Annotated in this window: 4 protein-coding genes; all 4 read left to right on the top strand. The window is 76.8% G+C overall.

The features are described 5' to 3' along the window. Nucleotides 1–51: 51 nt before the first annotated feature. Complete coding sequence (locus B446_RS19875; protein ID WP_020941231.1) at nt 52–9,408, top strand: type I polyketide synthase; 9,357 nt, start codon at nt 52–54, stop codon at nt 9,406–9,408. Nucleotides 9,409–9,433: 25 nt separating this feature from the next. Next, on the top strand, nt 9,434–16,342 hold the full coding sequence (locus B446_RS36150; RefSeq protein WP_020941230.1) for a hybrid non-ribosomal peptide synthetase/type I polyketide synthase: 6,909 nt from the start codon (nt 9,434–9,436) through the stop codon (nt 16,340–16,342). 82 nt (nt 16,343–16,424) lie between these two features. Then, nucleotides 16,425–17,555, top strand: a complete 1,131-nt coding sequence (locus tag B446_RS19865; RefSeq protein ID WP_020941229.1) for an acyl-CoA dehydrogenase family protein — start codon at nt 16,425–16,427, stop codon at nt 17,553–17,555. A 259-nt stretch (nt 17,556–17,814) separates the two neighbouring features. Beyond that, the gene (locus B446_RS19860) at nt 17,815–19,272 is read left to right on the top strand and encodes an FG-GAP-like repeat-containing protein (RefSeq protein WP_020941228.1); all 1,458 of its coding nucleotides are present in this window, start codon (nt 17,815–17,817) and stop codon (nt 19,270–19,272) included. The last annotated feature ends 66 nt before the right edge of the window (nt 19,273–19,338 follow it).

Here is a 19,338-nt window from a genome sequence, read left to right as displayed (position 1 = left end):
CCCCGTCACGGGACCCGCCGGATTCGGCAGAGACACCGGGGTGCATCGACAATGGGAAGTGCTGGTCACGGCAGGCGTGAGCGCCGCTCACGCGCGATCGCGGTCATAGGGATCGGCTGCCGGTTCCCGCAGGCCGACGGGCCGGAGGCGTTCTGGCGGCTGCTGCGCGACGGCGGTGACGCCGTCACCGGCCGGCGGGACGGCCGGGGCCCGGAGCGCGGCGGGTTCCTCGACCGGGTCGACACGTTCGATCCCGGGTTCTTCGGCATCTCGCGGCGCGAGGCCGACGTCATGGACCCGCGGCAGCGGCTGGCCCTCGAACTCGCGTGGGAGGCCCTGGAGCACGCCAGGACCCTGCCGGGCGACCTCAGCGGCAGCCGCACCGGCGTGTTCCTCGGGGCGATCGGCGACGACTTCGCGACCCTGCTGCACGGCCTGGGCCCCGACGCGGTGACCGGGCACACGCTGACCGGAACGCAGCGGGGAGTGATCGCCAACCGGATCTCCTACGCGCTGGGCCTGAACGGTCCGAGTCTGGTGGTGGACACCGGGCAGTCCTCGTCGCTGACCGCCGTGCACCTGGCGTGCGCGAGCCTGCGAAGCGGCGAGTCCGACCTGGCCCTGGCCGGTGGGGTGAGCCTGATCCTCGCACCGGAGAGCACCCTGGCCCTGGAGCGGGCGGGGACGCTGTCGGCGGACGGGCGCTGCTGGACCTTCGACGCCCGCGCGAACGGCTACGTCCGGGGGGAGGGCGGCGGGATCGTCGTCCTCAAACCGCTCGACGCCGCCGTCCGGGACGGCGACCGCGTCCTCGCCGTGATCCGTGGCAGCGCCCTCAACAACGACGGGGCGACCGAGACGCTCCCGACGCCCGGCCGTGCGTCGCAGGAGCGGGTGATCCTCGCCGCCTGTGCCGACGCGGGCGTCGAGCCGGGCGAGGTCCGCTACGTCGAGCTGCACGGGTCGGGGACGCGGGCCGGCGACCCGGTCGAGGCAGCCGCGCTCGGCGCGGCCCTGGGTTCGGCCCGCACCGGCGACGAGCCGCTGCTGGTCGGGTCGGTGAAGACGAACATCGGCCATCTGGAGGGCGCGGCCGGGATCGCCGGGTTCGTCAAGACCGTCCTGTGCGTCGGCGAGCGTGAACTCGTGCCCAGCCTCAACCACAGCGCACCGGGTGAGCGGATCCCGCTCGACGCGCTGCGGCTGCGGGTGAACACGGAGACCGGGCCGTGGCCGGTGCCGGAGGGGCCGCTGGTCGCGGGCGTCAGCTCGTTCGGGATCGGGGGCACCAACTGCCACGTGATCCTCGCGGACCGGCAGGGCGCGGAGCCCGCCGGCGGCGACGCCGACCGCCCCGCCCTCCCCCCGTCCCGGGCCCTCCCCCCGGCCCCGGCCGGAGGCGGCGGTGCCGGGGCGCCGGCCTGGGTCCTGTCGGCACGCGACGAAGGCGCGCTGCGCGAGCAGGCCGCCCGGCTGCGCGCGCATGTGGAGGCGCGGCCGGAGCTGGACACGGCCTCGGTGGCCAGGTCGCTGGCCGTCACCCGCACCACGTTCGAGCACCGCACGGTCGTCGTCGCGGACGACCGGGACGGCTTCCTCGACGGCCTCCGGATGCGGGCGGCCGGACAGCCGGCGGCGGCCGTGGTGGCGGGCCGGCACGACGGACCGCCGGTCCGGCCGGTCTTCGTGTTCCCGGGCCAGGGCTCGCAGTGGGCCGGCATGGCGGCGGAGCTGATCGACACCTTCCCCGTCTTCGCCGGGCGGATCGGCGCGTGCGCCGAGGCGCTCGGCCCGTACGTGGACTGGTCGCCGCTCGACGTCCTGCGCGGCGTCCGGGGCGCGCCGCCGCTGGAGACCGACGACGTGATCCAGCCCGTCCTGTGGGCGGTGATGGTGTCGCTGGCCGCGCTGTGGCGCTCGGCGGGGGTGGAGCCCGCCGCCGTGGTGGCCCACTCGCAGGGCGAGATCGCCGCCGCCACCGCCGTGGGCGCCCTGTCCCTCGCGGACGGCGCGCGGCTCGTGGCCCTGCGCGGCCGCACGCTGCACCGGATCGCGGGCCGCGGCGGGATGCTGTCGGTCGAGCTGCCGGCCGCACAGGTGCGGCGGGACGTCGCGGCGGTCGCGGCCCCGCTGTCGGTCGCGGCGGTCAACGGCCCCGCGCAGACGGTCGTCGCCGGCCCGGGCTTCGCGCTGGACGCGCTGGCCGCGCACTACGGGGACCGGGTGCGGACCCGGCGGCTGCGCGTCGACTACGCCTCGCACAGCGCGGACGTCGAAGATCTGCGCGAGGACCTGCTCGCCGCCTTCGCCGGGATCACCCCGCGCTCCGTCGACGTGCCGTTCCACTCGACCGTCACCGCCGCGCCCGTCGACACCGCCGAGCTGGACGCCGGCTACTGGTTCCGCAACATGCGCGAGCCGGTGCGGTTCGGCCCGGCCGTCGAGCGGCTGCTGGACGCGGGCCACTCGACGTTCCTGGAGATCAGCCCGCACCCGGTGCTGACGACGGGCGTGCGGCAGGCGATCGACCTGCGCGGCGGGGACGGCGCGGCGCTCTCCACCCTGCGGCGCGGTCACGGCGACCGGCAGCGGTTCCTGACGTCGGCCGCCGAGGCCTTCGTGCGCGGCGTCGCGGTGGACTGGGCCGCGCTGCTGCCCGGCTCCGCGCCGCTGACCGACCTGCCGACCTACCCGTTCCAGCGCGTCTCCTGCCGGCCGGCCCGAAGCCCCGGTGTCGCGGGGCGGGTGCCCGACCCGACCGGCGTCCCGGCCCCGGCACCGGCCGCGGGTGCCGACGGCCCGTGGGTGCCGGAGCCGGCCGCGGGTGCCGACGGCCCGTCCGTGCTGTCGGCCGTCGGTGCCGACGCCCCCTCGGTGCTGTCGGCCGTGGGTGCCGACGGCCCGTCGGTGCTGGAGCTGGTCCGGAGTCTGACGGCGGTCGTGCTGGGCGCCGCGACGGCCGCCGACGTCCCGCCCGGCCGGTCGTTCCGGGATCTGGGCCTGGACTCGGTCATGACGCTCGAACTGCGCGACCGGCTGTCGGCGGCGACCGGGCTGAAGCTGGACAGCACCGTCCTGTACGACCACCCGAGCCCGGCCGCCCTGGCCGCCGCCGTCGACGGGCTGAGGACGGGCGCGGCCGCCGGTGACGCCCCGGCGGCCGCGCCGGAGCGCGCCGACGACGACCCCGTGGTCGTCGTGGGCATGGCCTGCCGGTTCCCCGGCGGGGTGCACTCGCCGGAGGACCTGTGGCACCTGGTCGACACCGGGACCGATGCCATCGGCGACTTCCCCGACGACCGCGGCTGGGACCTGGCGACGCTCCACCACCCGGACCCGGAGCGGACCGGCACCTCCTACGTCCGCCAGGGCGGCTTCGTCCGGGACGCGGCGGACTTCGACGCGGAGTTCTTCGGGATCAGCCCGCGCGAGGCCCTCGCCATGGACCCGCAGCAGCGGCTCCTCCTGGAGGTCGCGTGGGAGGCGCTGGAGCGCGCCGGGATCGACCCGACGGCGCTGAAGGGCAGCCGGACCGGTGTGTTCGCCGGGGCGATGCACTCCGGCTACGGGCCGGCCATGGAGGCGGCCGGTCACGGCGTCGCGGGACACCTGCTGACCGGCACCGGCACCAGCGTGATCTCCGGGCGGATCGCCTACGTCCTCGGCCTGAACGGGCCCGCGCTGACCGTGGACACCGCCTGCTCGGCGTCGCTGGTCGCGCTGCACCAGGCGGTGCGGGCGGTGCGCTCCGGGGAGTGCTCGCTCGCGCTGGCCGGCGGGGTCACCGTCATGGCGACCCCCGGCATGTTCGTGGAACTGTCCCGCCAGCGGGTGCTGGCCGCCGACGGCCGCTGCAAGGCCTTCTCCGCCCGGGCGGACGGCACCGGCTGGGGCGAGGGCGCGGGCATGCTCGTCGTCGAGCGGCTCTCGGACGCCCGCCGCCGGGGCCATCCCGTGCTGGCGGTCGTCGCCGGCAGCGCCGTGAACTCCGACGGCGCCTCCAACGGGCTGTCCGCGCCGAGCGGGGTCGCCCAGCAGCGTGTCATCGCGGACGCGCTCGCCGACGCCGGGCTCGCTCCGCGGCAGGTCGACGCGGTGGAGGCGCACGGGACCGGCACCGCACTCGGTGACCCGATCGAGGCCAACGCCCTGCTGGCCGCCTACGGGCGGGACCGGGACCGGCCGCTGTGGCTGGGGTCCCTCAAGTCCAACATCGGCCACGCGCAGGCGGCGGCGGGCGTCGGCGGCGTCATCAAGATGGTCCAGGCCCTCCGGCACGCGACCCTGCCCGCCACGCTGCACGCCGAGGAACCGTCCCCGCACGTGGACTGGGCGTCCGGGCCGCTGTCCCTGCTCGACCGGGCCCGGCCCTGGCCGGACACCGGCGGCCCCCGGCGCTGCGGCGTCTCCTCGTTCGGCATCAGCGGCACCAACGCGCACGTGATCCTGGCGGAGCCGCCGGCCCCGGCCGGACCCGCCGAGGAGCCGGTACGGCCGCCCGTGGTGCCGCTCGTCCTGTCCGCGCGGACCCCGGACGCGCTGCGGGAGCAGGCCCGGCGGCTGGCCGCCGCACCGCTCGACCCGGTCGCCGCCGCACCGGCCCTGACCGCCAGGGCGGCTCTCGGCGAGCGCGCCGTGGTGATCGCCGGTGACCGGCGGGAGGCCGGCCACGGCCTGGCGGCGCTGGCCCGCGGCGAGGAGACACCCCACGTGGTCGTCGGCCGCGCGGGCGAGCCCGGCCGGACCGTTCTGGTCTTCCCCGGCCAGGGCGGCCAGTGGCGGGGCATGGCGGCGGAACTCGCCGCCGAGAGCCCCGTCTTCGCCGCCCGCCTCGCCGAGTGCGAGCGCGCGCTCGCGCCCTACGTCGACTGGTCGTTGGCCGACGTCCTGGCCGGGGCGCCGCTGCTCGACCGGGTCGACGTCGTACAGCCCGCGCTGTGGGCCGTGATGGTGTCGCTGGCCGAGCTGTGGCGGTCGGCCGGGGTCGTCCCGGACGCCGTGGTCGGCCACTCCCAGGGGGAGATCGCCGCCGCCGTCGTGGCCGGAGCGCTCTGCCTGGACGACGGCGCCCGCGCCATCGCCCTGCGCAGCGCCCTGGCCGTCGACCTGATGGGCACGGGCGCGATGGCGGTGGTCCCGCTGCCCGTGGAGCGGGTACGGGAACGGCTCGGCGCGCTCAGCGTCGCCGCGGTCAGCGGACCGGCCACCACCACCGTCGCCGGAGCCGCGGACGCGATCGCCGACCTGGTCGACGCCTACCGGGCCGAGGGCGTCAACGCCCGCGTCGTCCCCGCGGCCTTCGCCTCGCACAGCCCGGCGGTCGAGCCGATCCGCGAGCGGATCCTGGACGGACTGGCGCCGCTGGCGCCGCGCACCGGCGAGATCCCGCTGATGTCCTCGGTCACCGCCGACTGGCAGGACGGCGGCGCGCTCGACGCGTCCTACTGGTACCGGAACCTGCGGCACACCGTGCGCTTCCAGGAGGCGGTCGAGGCGCTCATCGCCTCCGGCCACACGACGTTCGTCGAGGCGGGCCCGCACCCGGTGCTGACCGGCAGCATCGGCCAGATCCTGGAGAAGGCCGGGACCGGCGGGATCGTCACCGGCTCGCTGCGCCGTGACGACGGCGGCCTGCGGCGGTTCCTCACCTCCGCCGCCGAGGCCCACGTCCGGGGGCTGCCCCTGGCGTGGGAACGGCTCACCGGAACGGCCGCCGGCCACGTCGAGCTGCCCACCTACCCCTTCCAGCGGCGCCGCCACTGGCTCACCGGCGCCTCCGGGCCGTCCGCCACGGCCGCACTGGGCCAGGCCCCGGCCGGTCATCCCCTGCTCGGCGCGGCCGTCGAACTCGGGGACGGCGAGACGGTGTTCACCGGGCGGCTGACCACCCGCTCCCACCCCTGGCTGGCCGACCACACCCTGTCCGGCACGATCGTCCTGCCGCCCACCCTGTTCCTGGAGACGGCCCTGCACGCGGGTGCGCACGCCGGCACCCCGCGGATCGAGGAGCTGACGGTCTCCCCGCTCGTGGAACTCCCGGAGGACGGCGCCGTCGACCTGCGCGTCCGGGTGTCGGGCGAGGACGGCGACGGACGGCGGGCCTGCCGGGTGTCCGGCCGGGCGACCGGCGGGGAGTGGGCCGAGTACGCCACCGGCACCCTCGGGCCCGCCCCGGCCACGGCACCCGCCCGGGCCACCGTGGACCGGCCGCCGGCCGACGCGACACCGGTGCCGCCGGCCCGCCTGTACGAGGACCTGGCCCTGCGGGGCCACGAGCACGGGCCGGTGTTCCAGGGACTGCGGACCGCCGCGCGCCGCGACGGCGAACGGTTCGCCGAGGCCGTCCTGCCCGAGCCCGAGGCCGCGCAGGCCGGGGCCTACCACCTGCACCCCGCCCTGCTCGACGCGTCCCTGCACGGCCTGGTCGCCGACGCCGCGGCCCGCGAGGGCCGGTGTGTGCAGCCGCTGCGCTGGCGCGGGGTGTCCCTGTCCGGTACGGGCGGCCGCACGTCCCTGCGCATGCACGCGACGCCGGCGGCGGCCGGAGGACTCCGCCTGACCCTGGCCGACGGCTCGGGAGAGCCGGCCGGTCTGGTCGAGTCGCTGGAGCTGTGCCCGGTCGCGGCGGCCCGCCCGGCCGATCCCGCGGCCGTGGCGCGCGGCTCGCTGTTCGCGCTGGACTGGGAACCGCTGTCCGAGCCCACGGCCGTCCCGCCGACCGGACCGGTGCCCGTCCCGTGGGACGCCTTCGCCCCGGACGCCCTGGCCGCCGAGCCGGCCGAGCACGCCGTCGTGGCCTGCCCGGCCGGTGAGCGCGGGACCGACCCGGCGACGGCGGCACGCGGCGCGGTCCGCCGAACGCGGGAGCTGCTCGGCCGGTGGCTCGCCGAGGACCGGCTCGCCGGGTCCCGGCTGGTGCTGGTGACCCGCGGGGCGGTCGCCGTCCGGCCCGGCGAGACCGTCCGTGACCTCGCGCAGGCGGCGGTCTGGGGTCTGGTGCGGACGGCGCAGGTCGAGCACCCCGGCCGGTTCTTCCTGGTGGACCTCGCCCCCGACGCCGCCGAGGTGCCGGCCGCCGCACTCGTGCCGGACGAGAACCAGGTGGCGGTCCGGGACGGCGCCGTCCTGGTGCCCCGGTTCGCGCCCGCCGCCGGTGACCCCGCGCTCCCGCTCCCCGGCGACGCGCCCGACTGGCGCCTCGACATACCCGAACGCGGCACCCTCACCTCCCTGGAGCTGCGGCCCTGCCCCGAGGCCGCCGCCGCCCCCGGCCCCGGCCAGGTCCGGCTCGCGGTGCGCGCCGCCGGGCTCAACTTCCACGACGTCCTCGGCGCGCTCGACATGCACCCCGGCGACCCGGGTCCGCTCGGGCTGGAGGGCGCCGGCGTGGTCACCGCGACCGGGCCCGGTGTCACCGGCCTGGCCCCCGGCGACCGGGTGATGGGCCTGTTCTCCGGCGCGTTCGGCACGGTCGCCCACGCCGACCACCGCACCCTCGTCAAGATCCCGGAGGGCTGGTCCTACACCCGGGCCGCCGCGGTACCGGTCGCCCACATGACCGCCGTGCACGCGCTGGCCGAACTGGGCGGCGTACGGCCGGGCGACCCCGTGCTGATCCACGCCGGGGCGGGCGGCGTCGGCATGGCCGCCGTCCAGCTGGCCCGCCACCTGGGCGCGGAGGTCCACGCGACCGCGTCCGCCGCCAAGTGGCCGGCGCTGCGCGCCCTCGGCGTGGCCGACGACCACCTGGCCTCGTCCCGTGAGCCCGGGTTCGGCGAGCGCTTCGGCGCGGGCGGCCGGCGCATGGCGGTCGTCCTGAACTCGCTGACCGGCGAACTGGTCGACGAGTCGCTGCGGCTGCTGCGTCCCGGCGGGCTCCTGGTCGAACTGGGCCGGACCGATCCGCGCGACCCGGCCGAGGTGGCCGCCGCGCACCCCGGAGCGCGCTACCGGGCCTCCAACCTCCTGCGGTTGCCGCCCGAGCACCTCGGCCGCCTGCTGAACCGGGTGGTCGAGCTGTTCGCCGAGGGCGCGTTCACCTGGCCCGCCGTCACCGACCTGGACGTGCGGCGCGCACCCGAGGCCTTCGGGCTGCTGCGCCGGGGCGCCCACGTCGGCAAGGTGGTGCTCACCGTCCCGCCGGTCCTCGACCCCGACGGCACCGTCCTGATCACCGGCGGGACCGGCGCCGTCGGCCGGGCCGTCGCACGGCACCTGGTCACCGCACACGGCGCACGGCGGCTCCTGCTGGCCGGACGCCGCGGCGGTGACGCGCCCGGAGCGGCGGAGCTGGCGTCCGCGCTGGAGGCGCTCGGCGCCGAGGTGCGGTTCGCGGCCGTGGACGTGGCCGACCGGGACGCCGTCGCCGGGATGATCGAAGCGGTACCCGGCCGGCACCCGCTGACCGCCGTGGTCCACGCCGCGGGCGTGGTGGACGACGCTCCGGTCACCTCGCTCACTCCCGCGCAGATCGACCGGGTGATGCGCGTCAAGGCCGACGGCGCCTGGCATCTGCACGAGCTGACCGCGGGTCACCCGCTCACCGCGTTCGTCCTGGTCTCCTCGATCATGGGGACGCTCGGCGGCGCCGGACAGGGCGGCTACACCGCCGCCAACGCGTTCCTGGACGCGCTCGCCCGGCACCGCCGCGCGCGGGGGCTGCCCGCCCTCGCGCTGACCTGGGGCCTGTGGGACGACCCGGACGGCATGATCGGCTCGCTCACCGCCGCCGACCGTGCCCGCTTCGCCCGGGCCGGACTGGTGGCGATGGCTCCCGAGTACGGCCTGGCCCTGCTGGAGGCGGCCCTGCCGTCACCGCACGCCGTCCTGGCGCCCGCCCGGCTCGACCACGAGGCCCTGCGCGCCCTCGGACAGGACCTCCCGCCGGTCCTGCGCGCGGTGGTGGCGGCCGCCGGAGCGGGCCGGCCGGGCGGTCTCCCCGGACACCGGCGGCAGCGGCCGCTGCGTGAGGAGCTGACCGCCCTGGCCGCGGCGGAACGCGCCGCGCTCCTCGCCGAGGTGATCCGCGGTCACATGGCCGCCGTCCTGGGCTCCCGGCCCGAGGCGATCCCCGACGACAGGTCGTTCGGCGAGCTCGGGTTCGACTCGCTCACCTCGGTGGAGTTCCGCAACCGCCTCAACACGGCGACGGGCCTCACCCTCCCCCTCACCCTGCTGTACGAGGCGCCCACGCTGCCCGGACTCGTCGCCCTCCTGGACGGCGAACTCGTACCGGACGGGGAGACACCGGACGGGGAGACACCGGACGGGGGGACACCGGCCGACGGGACACCGGCCGCACCGGAGGACACCTCCGGGGACCCCGGAGCGGACGTGGCGGCGCTCGTCGACGCCGCGACCGCCGAGGAACTGCTCGACTTCATCGACCGCGAGCTCTCCGGCTCCTGACCGGCCCACGGAGGACCGATCCGTCATGGGATCAGAAACGAACGAGAAGCTGCTCGCGTACCTCAAGCGCGTCACCCTCGACCTGCACCAGGCGCGCGAACGGCTGCGCGAACTGGAGGAGGGCGGGCACGAGCCCGTCGCGATCGTCGGCATGGCGTGCCGGTATCCGGGCGGCGTCGACTCGCCGGACGCCCTGTGGCGGCTGCTGGCCTCGGGCGGGGAGACCGTCGGCCCGTTCCCCCGGGACCGCGGCTGGGAGGACGGCCTGTACGACCCCGCGAACGGAGGCCGCAGCCTGACCGGCTCCGGCGGCTTCCTCCACGACGCGGCCGACTTCGACGCCGGCTTCTTCGGCATCAGCCCGCGCGAGGCCCTGGCCATGGACCCGCAGCAGCGGCTGCTGCTGGAGACCAGCTGGCGGGTCTTCGAGGACGCCGGGATCGACCCGGAGTCGGTACGCGACACCGAGGTCGGCGTGTTCACCGGGCTGTCCTGCAACGACTACGGGCTGGGGCAGGGCGAGGTGCCCGAGGAGGCCGAGGGCTTCCTGACGACCGGGACGGCCGGCGGCGTGGCGTCCGGCCGGATCTCCTACACGCTCGGCCTGCGCGGCCCGGCGCTCACCGTGGAGACGGCCTGTTCGTCCTCCCTGGTCGCGCTGCACCTGGCCGTCCAGTCGCTCCGCCGCGGCGAGTGCGTGATGGCGCTGGCGGGCGGCGCGACGGTCATGGCGACACCGCAGCTGTTCACCGAGTTCACCCGCATGCAGGGCCTGGCGCCGGACGGCCGGTGCCGCCCGTTCTCGGCCGCCGCCGCGGGCAGCGGGTTCTCCGAGGGCGTGGGCCTGCTGCTGGTGGAGCGGCTGTCGGACGCCAGGCGGCTCGGCCACCGTGTGCTGGCCGTGGTGCGCGGCAGCGCGGTGAACCAGGACGGCACCAGCAACGGCTTCACCGCGCCGAGCGGGGCCGCGCAACAGCGGGTCGTCCGGCAGGCGTTGCGGGACGCGGGGCTGGCGCCGGGGGACGTCCAGGTGGTGGAGGCGAGCAGCACCGGCACCCCGCTCGGCGACCCGATCGAGGCGCGCGCCCTGATCGCCGCCTACGGGCGGGACCGGGACCAGCCCCTGCGGCTGGGGTCGCTGAAGCCCAACATCGGGCACTCCCAGGCGGCCGCGGGGGTCGCCGGGGTCATCAAGACGGTGCTGTCGATGCGGTACGGCAGGCTCCCCGCCACCCTCCACGTGGACGAGCCCACCCCGCACGTCGACTGGTCGGCGGGCGCGGTCGAGCTCGTCGCCGAGGAGACCGCGTGGCCGGACACGCCCGGGCCGCGACGCGCCGCGGTGTCCTCGCAGGGCATCAGCGGCACCAACGCCCACGTGATCCTCGAACAGGCCCCGCCCGCCGCGGAGTCCGCGGCGCAGGCGCCGCCCGCCGAGCAGGACGGGCCACGCCTGCTGACCCTGTCGGCGAAGACCCCGGCCGCGCTCGCCGCACTCACCGCGCGCTACGCCGACCTGCTCGCCGGCGGCGCGGACGGCACCGACGGCGATCCGCTCGCCTCGGTCTGCCGGACCACGAGCCTCGGGCGGCCCCACTTCACGCACCGGCTCACGGCCGTCGCGTCCTCCCGTGCCGAGCTGCGGGACCTCCTCACCCGGACCCGCCCGGGCGAGGCGCCGCCGCCCGGCGTCCGCGTCGGCCGGCGGACCCCGGAGACCGGCCGGGACCCGGTGTTCCTGTTCACCGGCGGCCCGGACGCACGGTACGCCTGGCTCGCCGCCGAACTGTCCGCGACCGAGCCGGTCTTCCGCGCCGCCCTGGACCGGTGCGCCGAGGCGGTCGCCGAGGCGGCCGGAGCCCGGCCGCAGCCCCGTCACGCCCCGGACCCGGGCACCGACACGGCAGGCCGCCGGACCTCGCCCTTCGCCGTCGCGTACGCGCTCGCCGAACTGTGGCGGTCGTGGGGGGTGCGGCCCGTCGCCGTCGCCGGGCACGGCATCGGCCGGCTGGTGGCCGCGTGCGTCGCGGGCACGCTGAGCCTGGAGGACGCGCTGCGGGCGGCGGCCCGGACCCCGGCGGACGCCGCCGGACGGGGTGGGTTCGCCGACGAGGTCGCCACGCTGCTGCGGGACGGACACCGCACCTTCCTGGAGATCGGGCCGGCCGCGCCGCTCCCCGACCGGGTCCGGACGACGGCCGGGGACGCCGTGTTCCTGCCGTCGCCGGCCGAGGGGGAGGACGCCCGGCGCACCCTCCTGGACGGCCTCGGCGTGCTCCACACGCGAGGCGTCCGGATCGACTGGGCGGGCGTGCACGGCGAGCCCGCCGGGCCGCCCGCCGCGCTGCCCGGCTACCCGTTCCAGCGCGAGCGGTACTGGCTGTGGACGGGAGCCACGCACCGGCGGGTTCCGGCCGAGGGTGGCCCGCTGGTCGCGCAGGTACGGCTCGTCGGCGCCGACGGCACGCCCGTGGCGCTCGCCGACGGCGTACGCCTGGAAGCCGTGCCCGGCGCCGCCGAGGCCCCCGCACCCGGGACGGGACGGCCGACCGGAACCGGGACGCGGGGACCGGCCGCACCCGGCACGGAGGAGTCGCCCGCGCCCGGGACCGGGAGAGCCGGTTCGGAGAACGCCGGTCCGGAGAAGGCTCGTTCGTTGAGCGCCGGTTCGCAGAGCACCGGGTCGGAGAACGCCGGTTCGCAGAGCGCCGCCGAGCTGGTGGTCGGCATCGTCGGCCGGGCCCGCGGCGCGGCCGTCACCGGCGACGACCTGCACCTGCCGCTGCGCGGCCTGGGCGTCGACTCGCTCATCGCGATGGACATCCGGCTGACCCTCGCCCGACGGCTCGGCGTCGACGTTCCGCTGCCCGACCTGCTGGACGGCCGGAGCGTGGCGGAGATCGCGCGGACCGTCCAGGCGGCCCACGGCGGCCCGGACCGCACCGCCGGACCCGCGCCGATGCCGACGCCGGCGGCCGATCCGGCGGGCCGCCACGAGCCGTTCCCGCTCACCGACCTCCAGCAGGCCTACCTGATCGGCCGCACCGACGCCTTCGAACTCGGCAACGTCTCCACCTCCTTCCTGGTCGAGGTCGACCTGGAGGAGACCGACCTCGACCGGCTCGCCGCCTCCTTCCGGCACCTCGTCCGACGGCACGACATGCTCCGCGCGGTCGTCTCCGGGGACGGGCGGCAGCGGGTGCTCGCCGAGGTCCCCGACTTCCGGATCACCACGGCCGACCTGCGCGCGTGCGACGACGCCGAACGGGCCCGCCGTCTGGCGGAGATCCACGAGGAGATGCGGCACCAGGTCTTCGACACCGAGGTCTGGCCGCTGTTCGACATCCGCGCCACCCTGCTCGACGCCCGCACCACCCGGCTGCACCTCAACTTCGACGCGCTGATCGTGGACGGCCGCAGCTCCGGGGTGCTGTTCCGGGAGTGGGCCCAGACCTACCGCTCCGGGGCGCCCGCCACCCCCGACCCGCGCCTCACCTACCGCGACTACGTGCTCGCCGCCGGGGCGGACACCGCGCGGCGGGAGAAGTCGCTCGCCTACTGGCAGGCACGCGTCCCCTCCCTGCCGCCCGCGCCCGCCCTGCCGCTGCGCCCGGGACCCGCGCCACGGCGGCCGGTGTTCACCCACCGCTCGGACCGGATCGCGCCCGAGGACTGGCGGCGCTTCAAGGACCACGCCGCCGCGGCGGGCATCTCGCCCTCGGCCGCCCTGTGCACCGCGTACGCGCAGGTGCTGGGCGCCTGGAGCGCCTCGCCGCGCTTCACGCTCAACCTGCTGGCGTTCAACCGGCGGCCGCTGCACGAGGACGTGGGCAGGATCGTCGGGAACCTCAGCGCGACCACCCTGCTGGAGGTCGACACCGCCCCCGTCGAGGACTTCGCCTCGGGAGCCGCGCGGTTGCAGCGGCGGCTGCTGACCGACCTCGAACACGGGCACGTCAGCGGCGTCGAGGTGCTGCGCGAGATCAACCGCACCCGGGGCGGGACCGGACTGGCCGGTATGCCCGTGGTGTTCACCAGCACGATCGGCTTCGCGGGGCAGGGCGACGACGAGCGCGGCGCGCTCACGGCACTGACCGAGCTGGGTGTCCGCGGCAGGCCCGCGTCCAGCTCGGTCCGCACCCCGCAGGTGTGGCTCGACCACCAGGCTCTGGAGGAGGCCGGGGAACTGGTCCTCAACTGGGACGTGGTGGAGGAGATGTTCCCCGACGGTGTCGTCGACGGGATGTGGGAGGCGTACCTGGACCTGGTGCGGGACCTGTGCGGCGAGGAGGCGTGGCGCCGTCCGCCGTCGGTGCTCGCGCCGGTGGCCGACCTGGAGCTGCGCCGGGCGGTCAACGCCACGGACGCCCCCGTGCCCGCCGGGCTGCTGCACGACGGGTTCCTGCGGCAGGCGGAGATCCGGCCGGACGCGCCCGCCGTCATCACCGCCGGCCGGACCCTCGGCTACGGCGAGGTGGACCGCCGCTCCGACCGGATCGCCCGGTGGCTGACCGGCCACGGCGCGGGTCCGGGCACGCTCGTCGGCATCGTGATGGACAAGAGCTGGGAGCAGGTCGTCGCGGTGCTGGGCGTCCTCAAGGCGGGGGCCGCCTACGTGCCGGTCGACGCCGCCACACCCGGCCGCCGGCTCCGGCTGATCATGGAGACCGCCGGCATCGGACTGGTGCTGACCCGGTCGGCGGTCGCGGACGGCCTCGACCTGCCGGACGGCACCCGCTCGCTGCACGTCGACACCGAACCGGAGGACACCGGGCAGAACGGCCCCCTGCCGCCGTCCCCGGCCCGTCCCGGCGACCTCGCGTACGTCATCTTCACCTCGGGCTCCACCGGCGTGCCCAAGGGCGTGATGATCGAGCACTCCGGCGCGGTCAACACGGTCCAGGACATCAACGACCGGCTCGGCGTGACCGCCCGCGACCGCGTCCTGGCCCTGTCCGCGCTCCACTTCGACCTCTCGGTCTACGACGTGTTCGGCCTGCTCTCGGCCGGCGGGGCCGTGGTCCTGCCGGACGCGTCGGCGCAGCGCGAACCGGCCGCCTGGCTCGAACTGGCGAACCGGCACCACGTGACGATCTGGAACAGCGTCCCCGCGCTGATGGACATGTTCCTCACCCACGCCCGGGAGTTCGGCGGTCCGCCGTCGCTGCGCGTGGTGATGCTGAGCGGCGACTGGATCCCCGTCACCCTCCCCGGGGCCGTCACCTCGCTCCTGCCGGACGCCCGGGTGCTCAGCCTGGGCGGCGCGACCGAGGCCTCCGTCTGGTCGATCCAGTACCCGGTCACCCGGGTGGACCCCGACTGGACGAGCGTTCCCTACGGCACACCGCTGCGCAACCAGCGCTTCCACGTGCTGGACGGGGCGCTGCGCCCGCGCCCGGCCTGGGTCACCGGCGACCTGTACATCGCCGGCGCCGGCCTGGCCCGCGGCTACCTCGGCGACGAGGCGAGGACCCGCGCGGCGTTCCTGCGCCACCCGGTGACGGGCGAACGGCTCTACCGGACCGGTGACCTCGGCCGGTACCTGCCGGACGGCACCATCGAGTTCCAGGGGCGCGTCGACTCCCAGGTGAAGATCCAGGGGCACCGGATCGAGCTCGGTGAGGTCGAGGCGGCACTGCTGCGCCGGCCGGACGTCCGCGCGGCGGCCGCGGTGGCCGAGGGCGAGCGCGGCGGCCCGCGACGGCTCGTCGGGTACGCCGTCTCGGAGACCTCCGAGGAGGAGCTGCGCGAGGCCCTCGGCCGGGAACTGCCCGGCTACATGGTGCCCGCGCGCATCGTCCTGCTGGACGAACTGCCGCTGACCGGCAACGGCAAGGTGAACCGCGGGCTGCTGCCGTCGCCCGGGGAGACGGCCCCGCGCCCGGGTGCGGGGCTCGCACCGCGCGACGCGGCCGAACGGCTGCTGGCCGGGATCTGGGCCGAGTTCTTCGGGCCCGCCGGCGAAGAGGTGGACGTCACCGCGGACTTCTTCGACCTGGGCGGCGACTCGCTGCTCGCGGTGCGGATGATGGCCCGCGTCCGGCAGGCCACCGGCCGGTCCCTGCCGGTGGCCACGTTGCTCGCCCGGCCGACCGTCGCCGCGCTCGCCGAGGTGCTGCGCGAGCGGTCCGGCGACGATGCCCGGCCGGCCCTGGTCGCGCTCCGGGACACCGGGTCCCGGCCGCCCCTGGTCCTGGTCCACCCGGTCGGTGGCGACGTGCTCTGCTACGCCGGTCTCGGCGCCCTCCTGGACGAGGACCAGCCGCTGTACGCCCTGCAGTACCCCGACGCCGAACCGGCGCCGACGACCGTGGCCGGCCTGGCCGCGCACTACGCCGACGCGCTCACCGCACGGTTCCCGGACGGCCCGTTCCGGCTCGGCGGCTGGTCCATGGGCGGTGTGCTCGCCCTGGAGACCGCCCGCCTGCTCACCGGGCGGGGCAGGACCGTCGAGCTGGTCGCGGCGGTGGACCTGCTCGAACCGCCCGGCCGCGCCGAACCCGCCTCCGACGCGGCGCTGCTCGCCCGGTTCGCCCGTGACCTGGCCGGCCTGGCGGGAAGCGACTGGCACCCCGGTCCCGCCGAGTTCGAGCCCACGCGGCACCGGTCCCCGGTCGAGGAGCTGCTGAGCCGGGCCCGGCAGGCCGCCGTCCTGCCGGCCGAGATCGACGCCGCCACCCTGGAACGGCTCGCGAACCGGTTCCTGCGCCTCGCCCGCGCGCTGGCCGACCACGACGCCGCCCCGTACCCGGGCCGGGTCCGGCTGCTGCGGGCCATGGACGGGGCCAGCGCCGCGACCACCCGGGAGTGGCTGGACCTGCTCGGCGACCAGGCGGAGAGCGTCGACGTGCCCGGCGACCACTACAGCGTCATGCGCTCCCCGCACCTGCGGACGCTGGCGGCCGAACTCGGCAAGGCCCTGGAGGACCTGTGACCCGGACCCGCCCGAACCCCCCGCCCCGCCCGCCCCGCCGAACCGGCCGGGGCGGGAGCGACCGCCGCAGCAGGAGGACCCGATGACCGCCATCGAACTGCCCACCCGGGCCGGGACGGACCTGACCGCCGCCTCGGTCATGGCCCGGGTGCGGGCGTACGCCGCGGGCCTCCCGGCCGGCGCGCCGGAGATCGAGCGCACGGGCCGGATCCCCGCCGACGTCCTCGACGGCCTGAAGGCCACCGGGCTGCTGCGCGCCGCCCTGCCGCCGGCCCTGGGCGGCGTCGAGATGACCGTGCCGGAGCTCACCCGGGCGGTCGACCTGCTGGCGGAGGGGGACGCCTCGGTCGCCTGGTGCGCGGCCGTCGCGCTGAACGCCGCGCTGGCCCAGGTCTCCCTGCCCGCGGACGTGTTCGCCGAGCTGTTCCCGGAGCCGGACCTGGTCACCGCGACGGTGCTGCCGCCGACGGGGCGGTCGGTCCGGCGGGGCGACGGCCACCTCCTGACGGGCCGCTGGACCCACGCCAGCGGGATCAGCCACGCCGACCGGGTGATGGCCGGGTTCCTGACCCCGGACGGCACCCCGGCGATCGCCGTCTTCGACGCCGCCCACGCCCGGGTGCTCGACACCTGGCACACCACCGGGCTGCGCGGCACCGGCTCCCACGACTTCGAGGTCGCCGGGCTGTTCGTCCCGGACCGGCACACCTTCCGTCTCGTACCGTCCGGAACCCGGCGGGAGCCGCTCCATCTGCGCGCCGACAACCTGGCGCTCAAGATGGCGGGCGTGCCACTGGGCATCGGCAGGGCCGCGCTGAAGGCGGCGCGGGACATCCTGTCCGCCCGTCGTGCGGCGCTGCCCCGGCCGGGCGTCCCGGCCGACCTCGCGCACGCCGAGTCGCTCATCGGCGCGGCGGACGCCTATGTGTACGCCACGCTGGAGAAGGCGTGGGCCGCGCAGGCGGCGGGCCTGACGCCGGAACGCGGCACGGCGGCGCTGGCCCGCCGGTTCGCGCACCGCGCCTGCCGGGAGGCGGTCCAACTGCTGTACGACACCGTGGGAACGGCCGCGGTCTACACCGAACACACCCCGCTCGACCGGTGCCTGCGCGACCTCATCACCGCGAGCCGCCATGTCGCGTCCTCGGAGAAGATCCTCGACGGGGTCGGCGACCTGCGGCTCGGCGGCGACCCGGCCTCACCCCACCTCTGACCCGTCACCAGCGGACGGCGTCGTCCATCGACCGCTGCCAGTAGGTCACCTCGATCGAGTCGTCGACGTGGACGCCCTTATGTGGGACGGCCGGGAGCGAGCGGGCCGCGGACTCGGCGTCGCGAGTGCGGAGTTGGCGGTATCAGGGCGAGGAGGGTGCGGGGCGCCGAGCCGCCCCCGCCGCACAACCCCCGGGGCCCTGGAGGTGTCCCACAGGTGAACTCGCCGCCTCGGACACCTCGAACACCTTGGAGCCCCCGTGCGCACACGGATACGGACCCTCGCCACCGCAGCCACCGTCGTCGCCGCGGCCACTGCCGGACTGACCCTCCCGGCCTCGGCCGCCACCGCGCGGACCGCCGGTGACTTCGACGGCGACGGATACGCGGACCTCGCCGTGGGGGTGCCCGACGGCGCGGTCGGCGGCAGGGCGAAGGCCGGTTACGTCACCGTCGTCTGGGGCGGCCCGAAGGGGATCGGAGCCCACGGCAGCATCCGGATCAGCCAGTCCACCCCCGAGGTGCCCGGCACCCCCGAGACGGGCGACCGCTTCGGTGCCTCCGTGGCGCTGGTGGACCTCAACGGCGACGGCATCGCGGAACTGCTGGTCGGCGCCCCCGGCGAGGACATCGCAGGGCGCGGCAAGGACGTGGGCATGGTCGAGGCGGTCGCCGGCGCCAGGCACGGCACCCGCCCGGGCTCCGTGGTCCTCGACGGGCCCTCGCCCTCGGCGGCGTACGGGCTGTCGGTCGCGGCCGCCGACCTGACCGGCGACGGCGGCAAGGAGATCGTGATCGGCGGGAGGGACAAGGTCGTCGCCCGGGTGGCCCAGGGCGAGGACAGCATGATCGCCACGGTCGTCACCGCCCCGATGGGCGGCCGTGCCCCCGTCCTCGCCACCGGTGACTTCACCGGGGACGGCACGGCGGACCTCGCGGTCGGGTACTGGTCGAGGACCCCGTTCACCCAGTCGCACGTGCGGCTGTGGTCCTGGGACGCGGCCGAGCAGGCCATGGCCAACGTCTGGAACACCGACAACGCCGGGGTGTCCGCGCTCGCCGCGGGCGACTTCGACGGCGACGGCCACGACGACCTCGCGCTCGGCGAGTGCCGTGAGATCGCCGACGAGAACATCGACGACCCGTGCGGCCCCGAGGAGCTGGCGGAGGGCGGTGGCATCCACGTCCACTACGGCAGCGCGCGGTCCGGCTCGTTCGGGTACCGGCAGCAGACCCTGAACCAGGACACGGCGGGTGTGGCGGGTGTGGCGGAGGACGGTGACCGGTTCGGCGCCGCCCTCGTGGTCGCCGACCTCGACCACGACGGCCGCGACGACCTGGTCGCCGGCGCGCCCGGCGAGGCGATCGGCCGGCGTGCGGGCGCGGGCGCGGCGACCGTGCTGTTCGGCGGCCCGACGGGCCTCCTCGACGCGAAGGGCGCGGCGCGCTCCACCGGCCTCCAGCAGGACACCCCGCGCGTCCCGGGGATCGCGGAGACCGGGGACGCCTTCGGCACGGCGCTCGCCACCGGCGACTACGACCACGACGGCAGGCTCGACCTGGCGGTCGGCTCCCCGGGCGAGAACGCCGGCTCGGGCGGGGTGTGGATGCTCCCCCGCGCGGGTGCCGCCGGTTCCACCGCCTTCACCCCGGCCCGGCTGGGCCTGCCCTCCCCGAAGAGCGCTCTCGGCTACGGCAGGCACCTCGGCGGCCGGTGACGGCCGGCCGGCGGCCGGGTCCCGGTTCCGGGGGCGGCCGCCAGGTCCGTAATTGTCATGCGCGCA

The organism is Streptomyces collinus Tu 365, from assembly GCF_000444875.1.
GTDB lineage: Bacteria > Actinomycetota > Actinomycetes > Streptomycetales > Streptomycetaceae > Streptomyces > Streptomyces collinus_A.
Note: the sequence above shows the minus strand (reverse complement) of the source record. Positions and strands in the feature narration are given on the sequence as shown.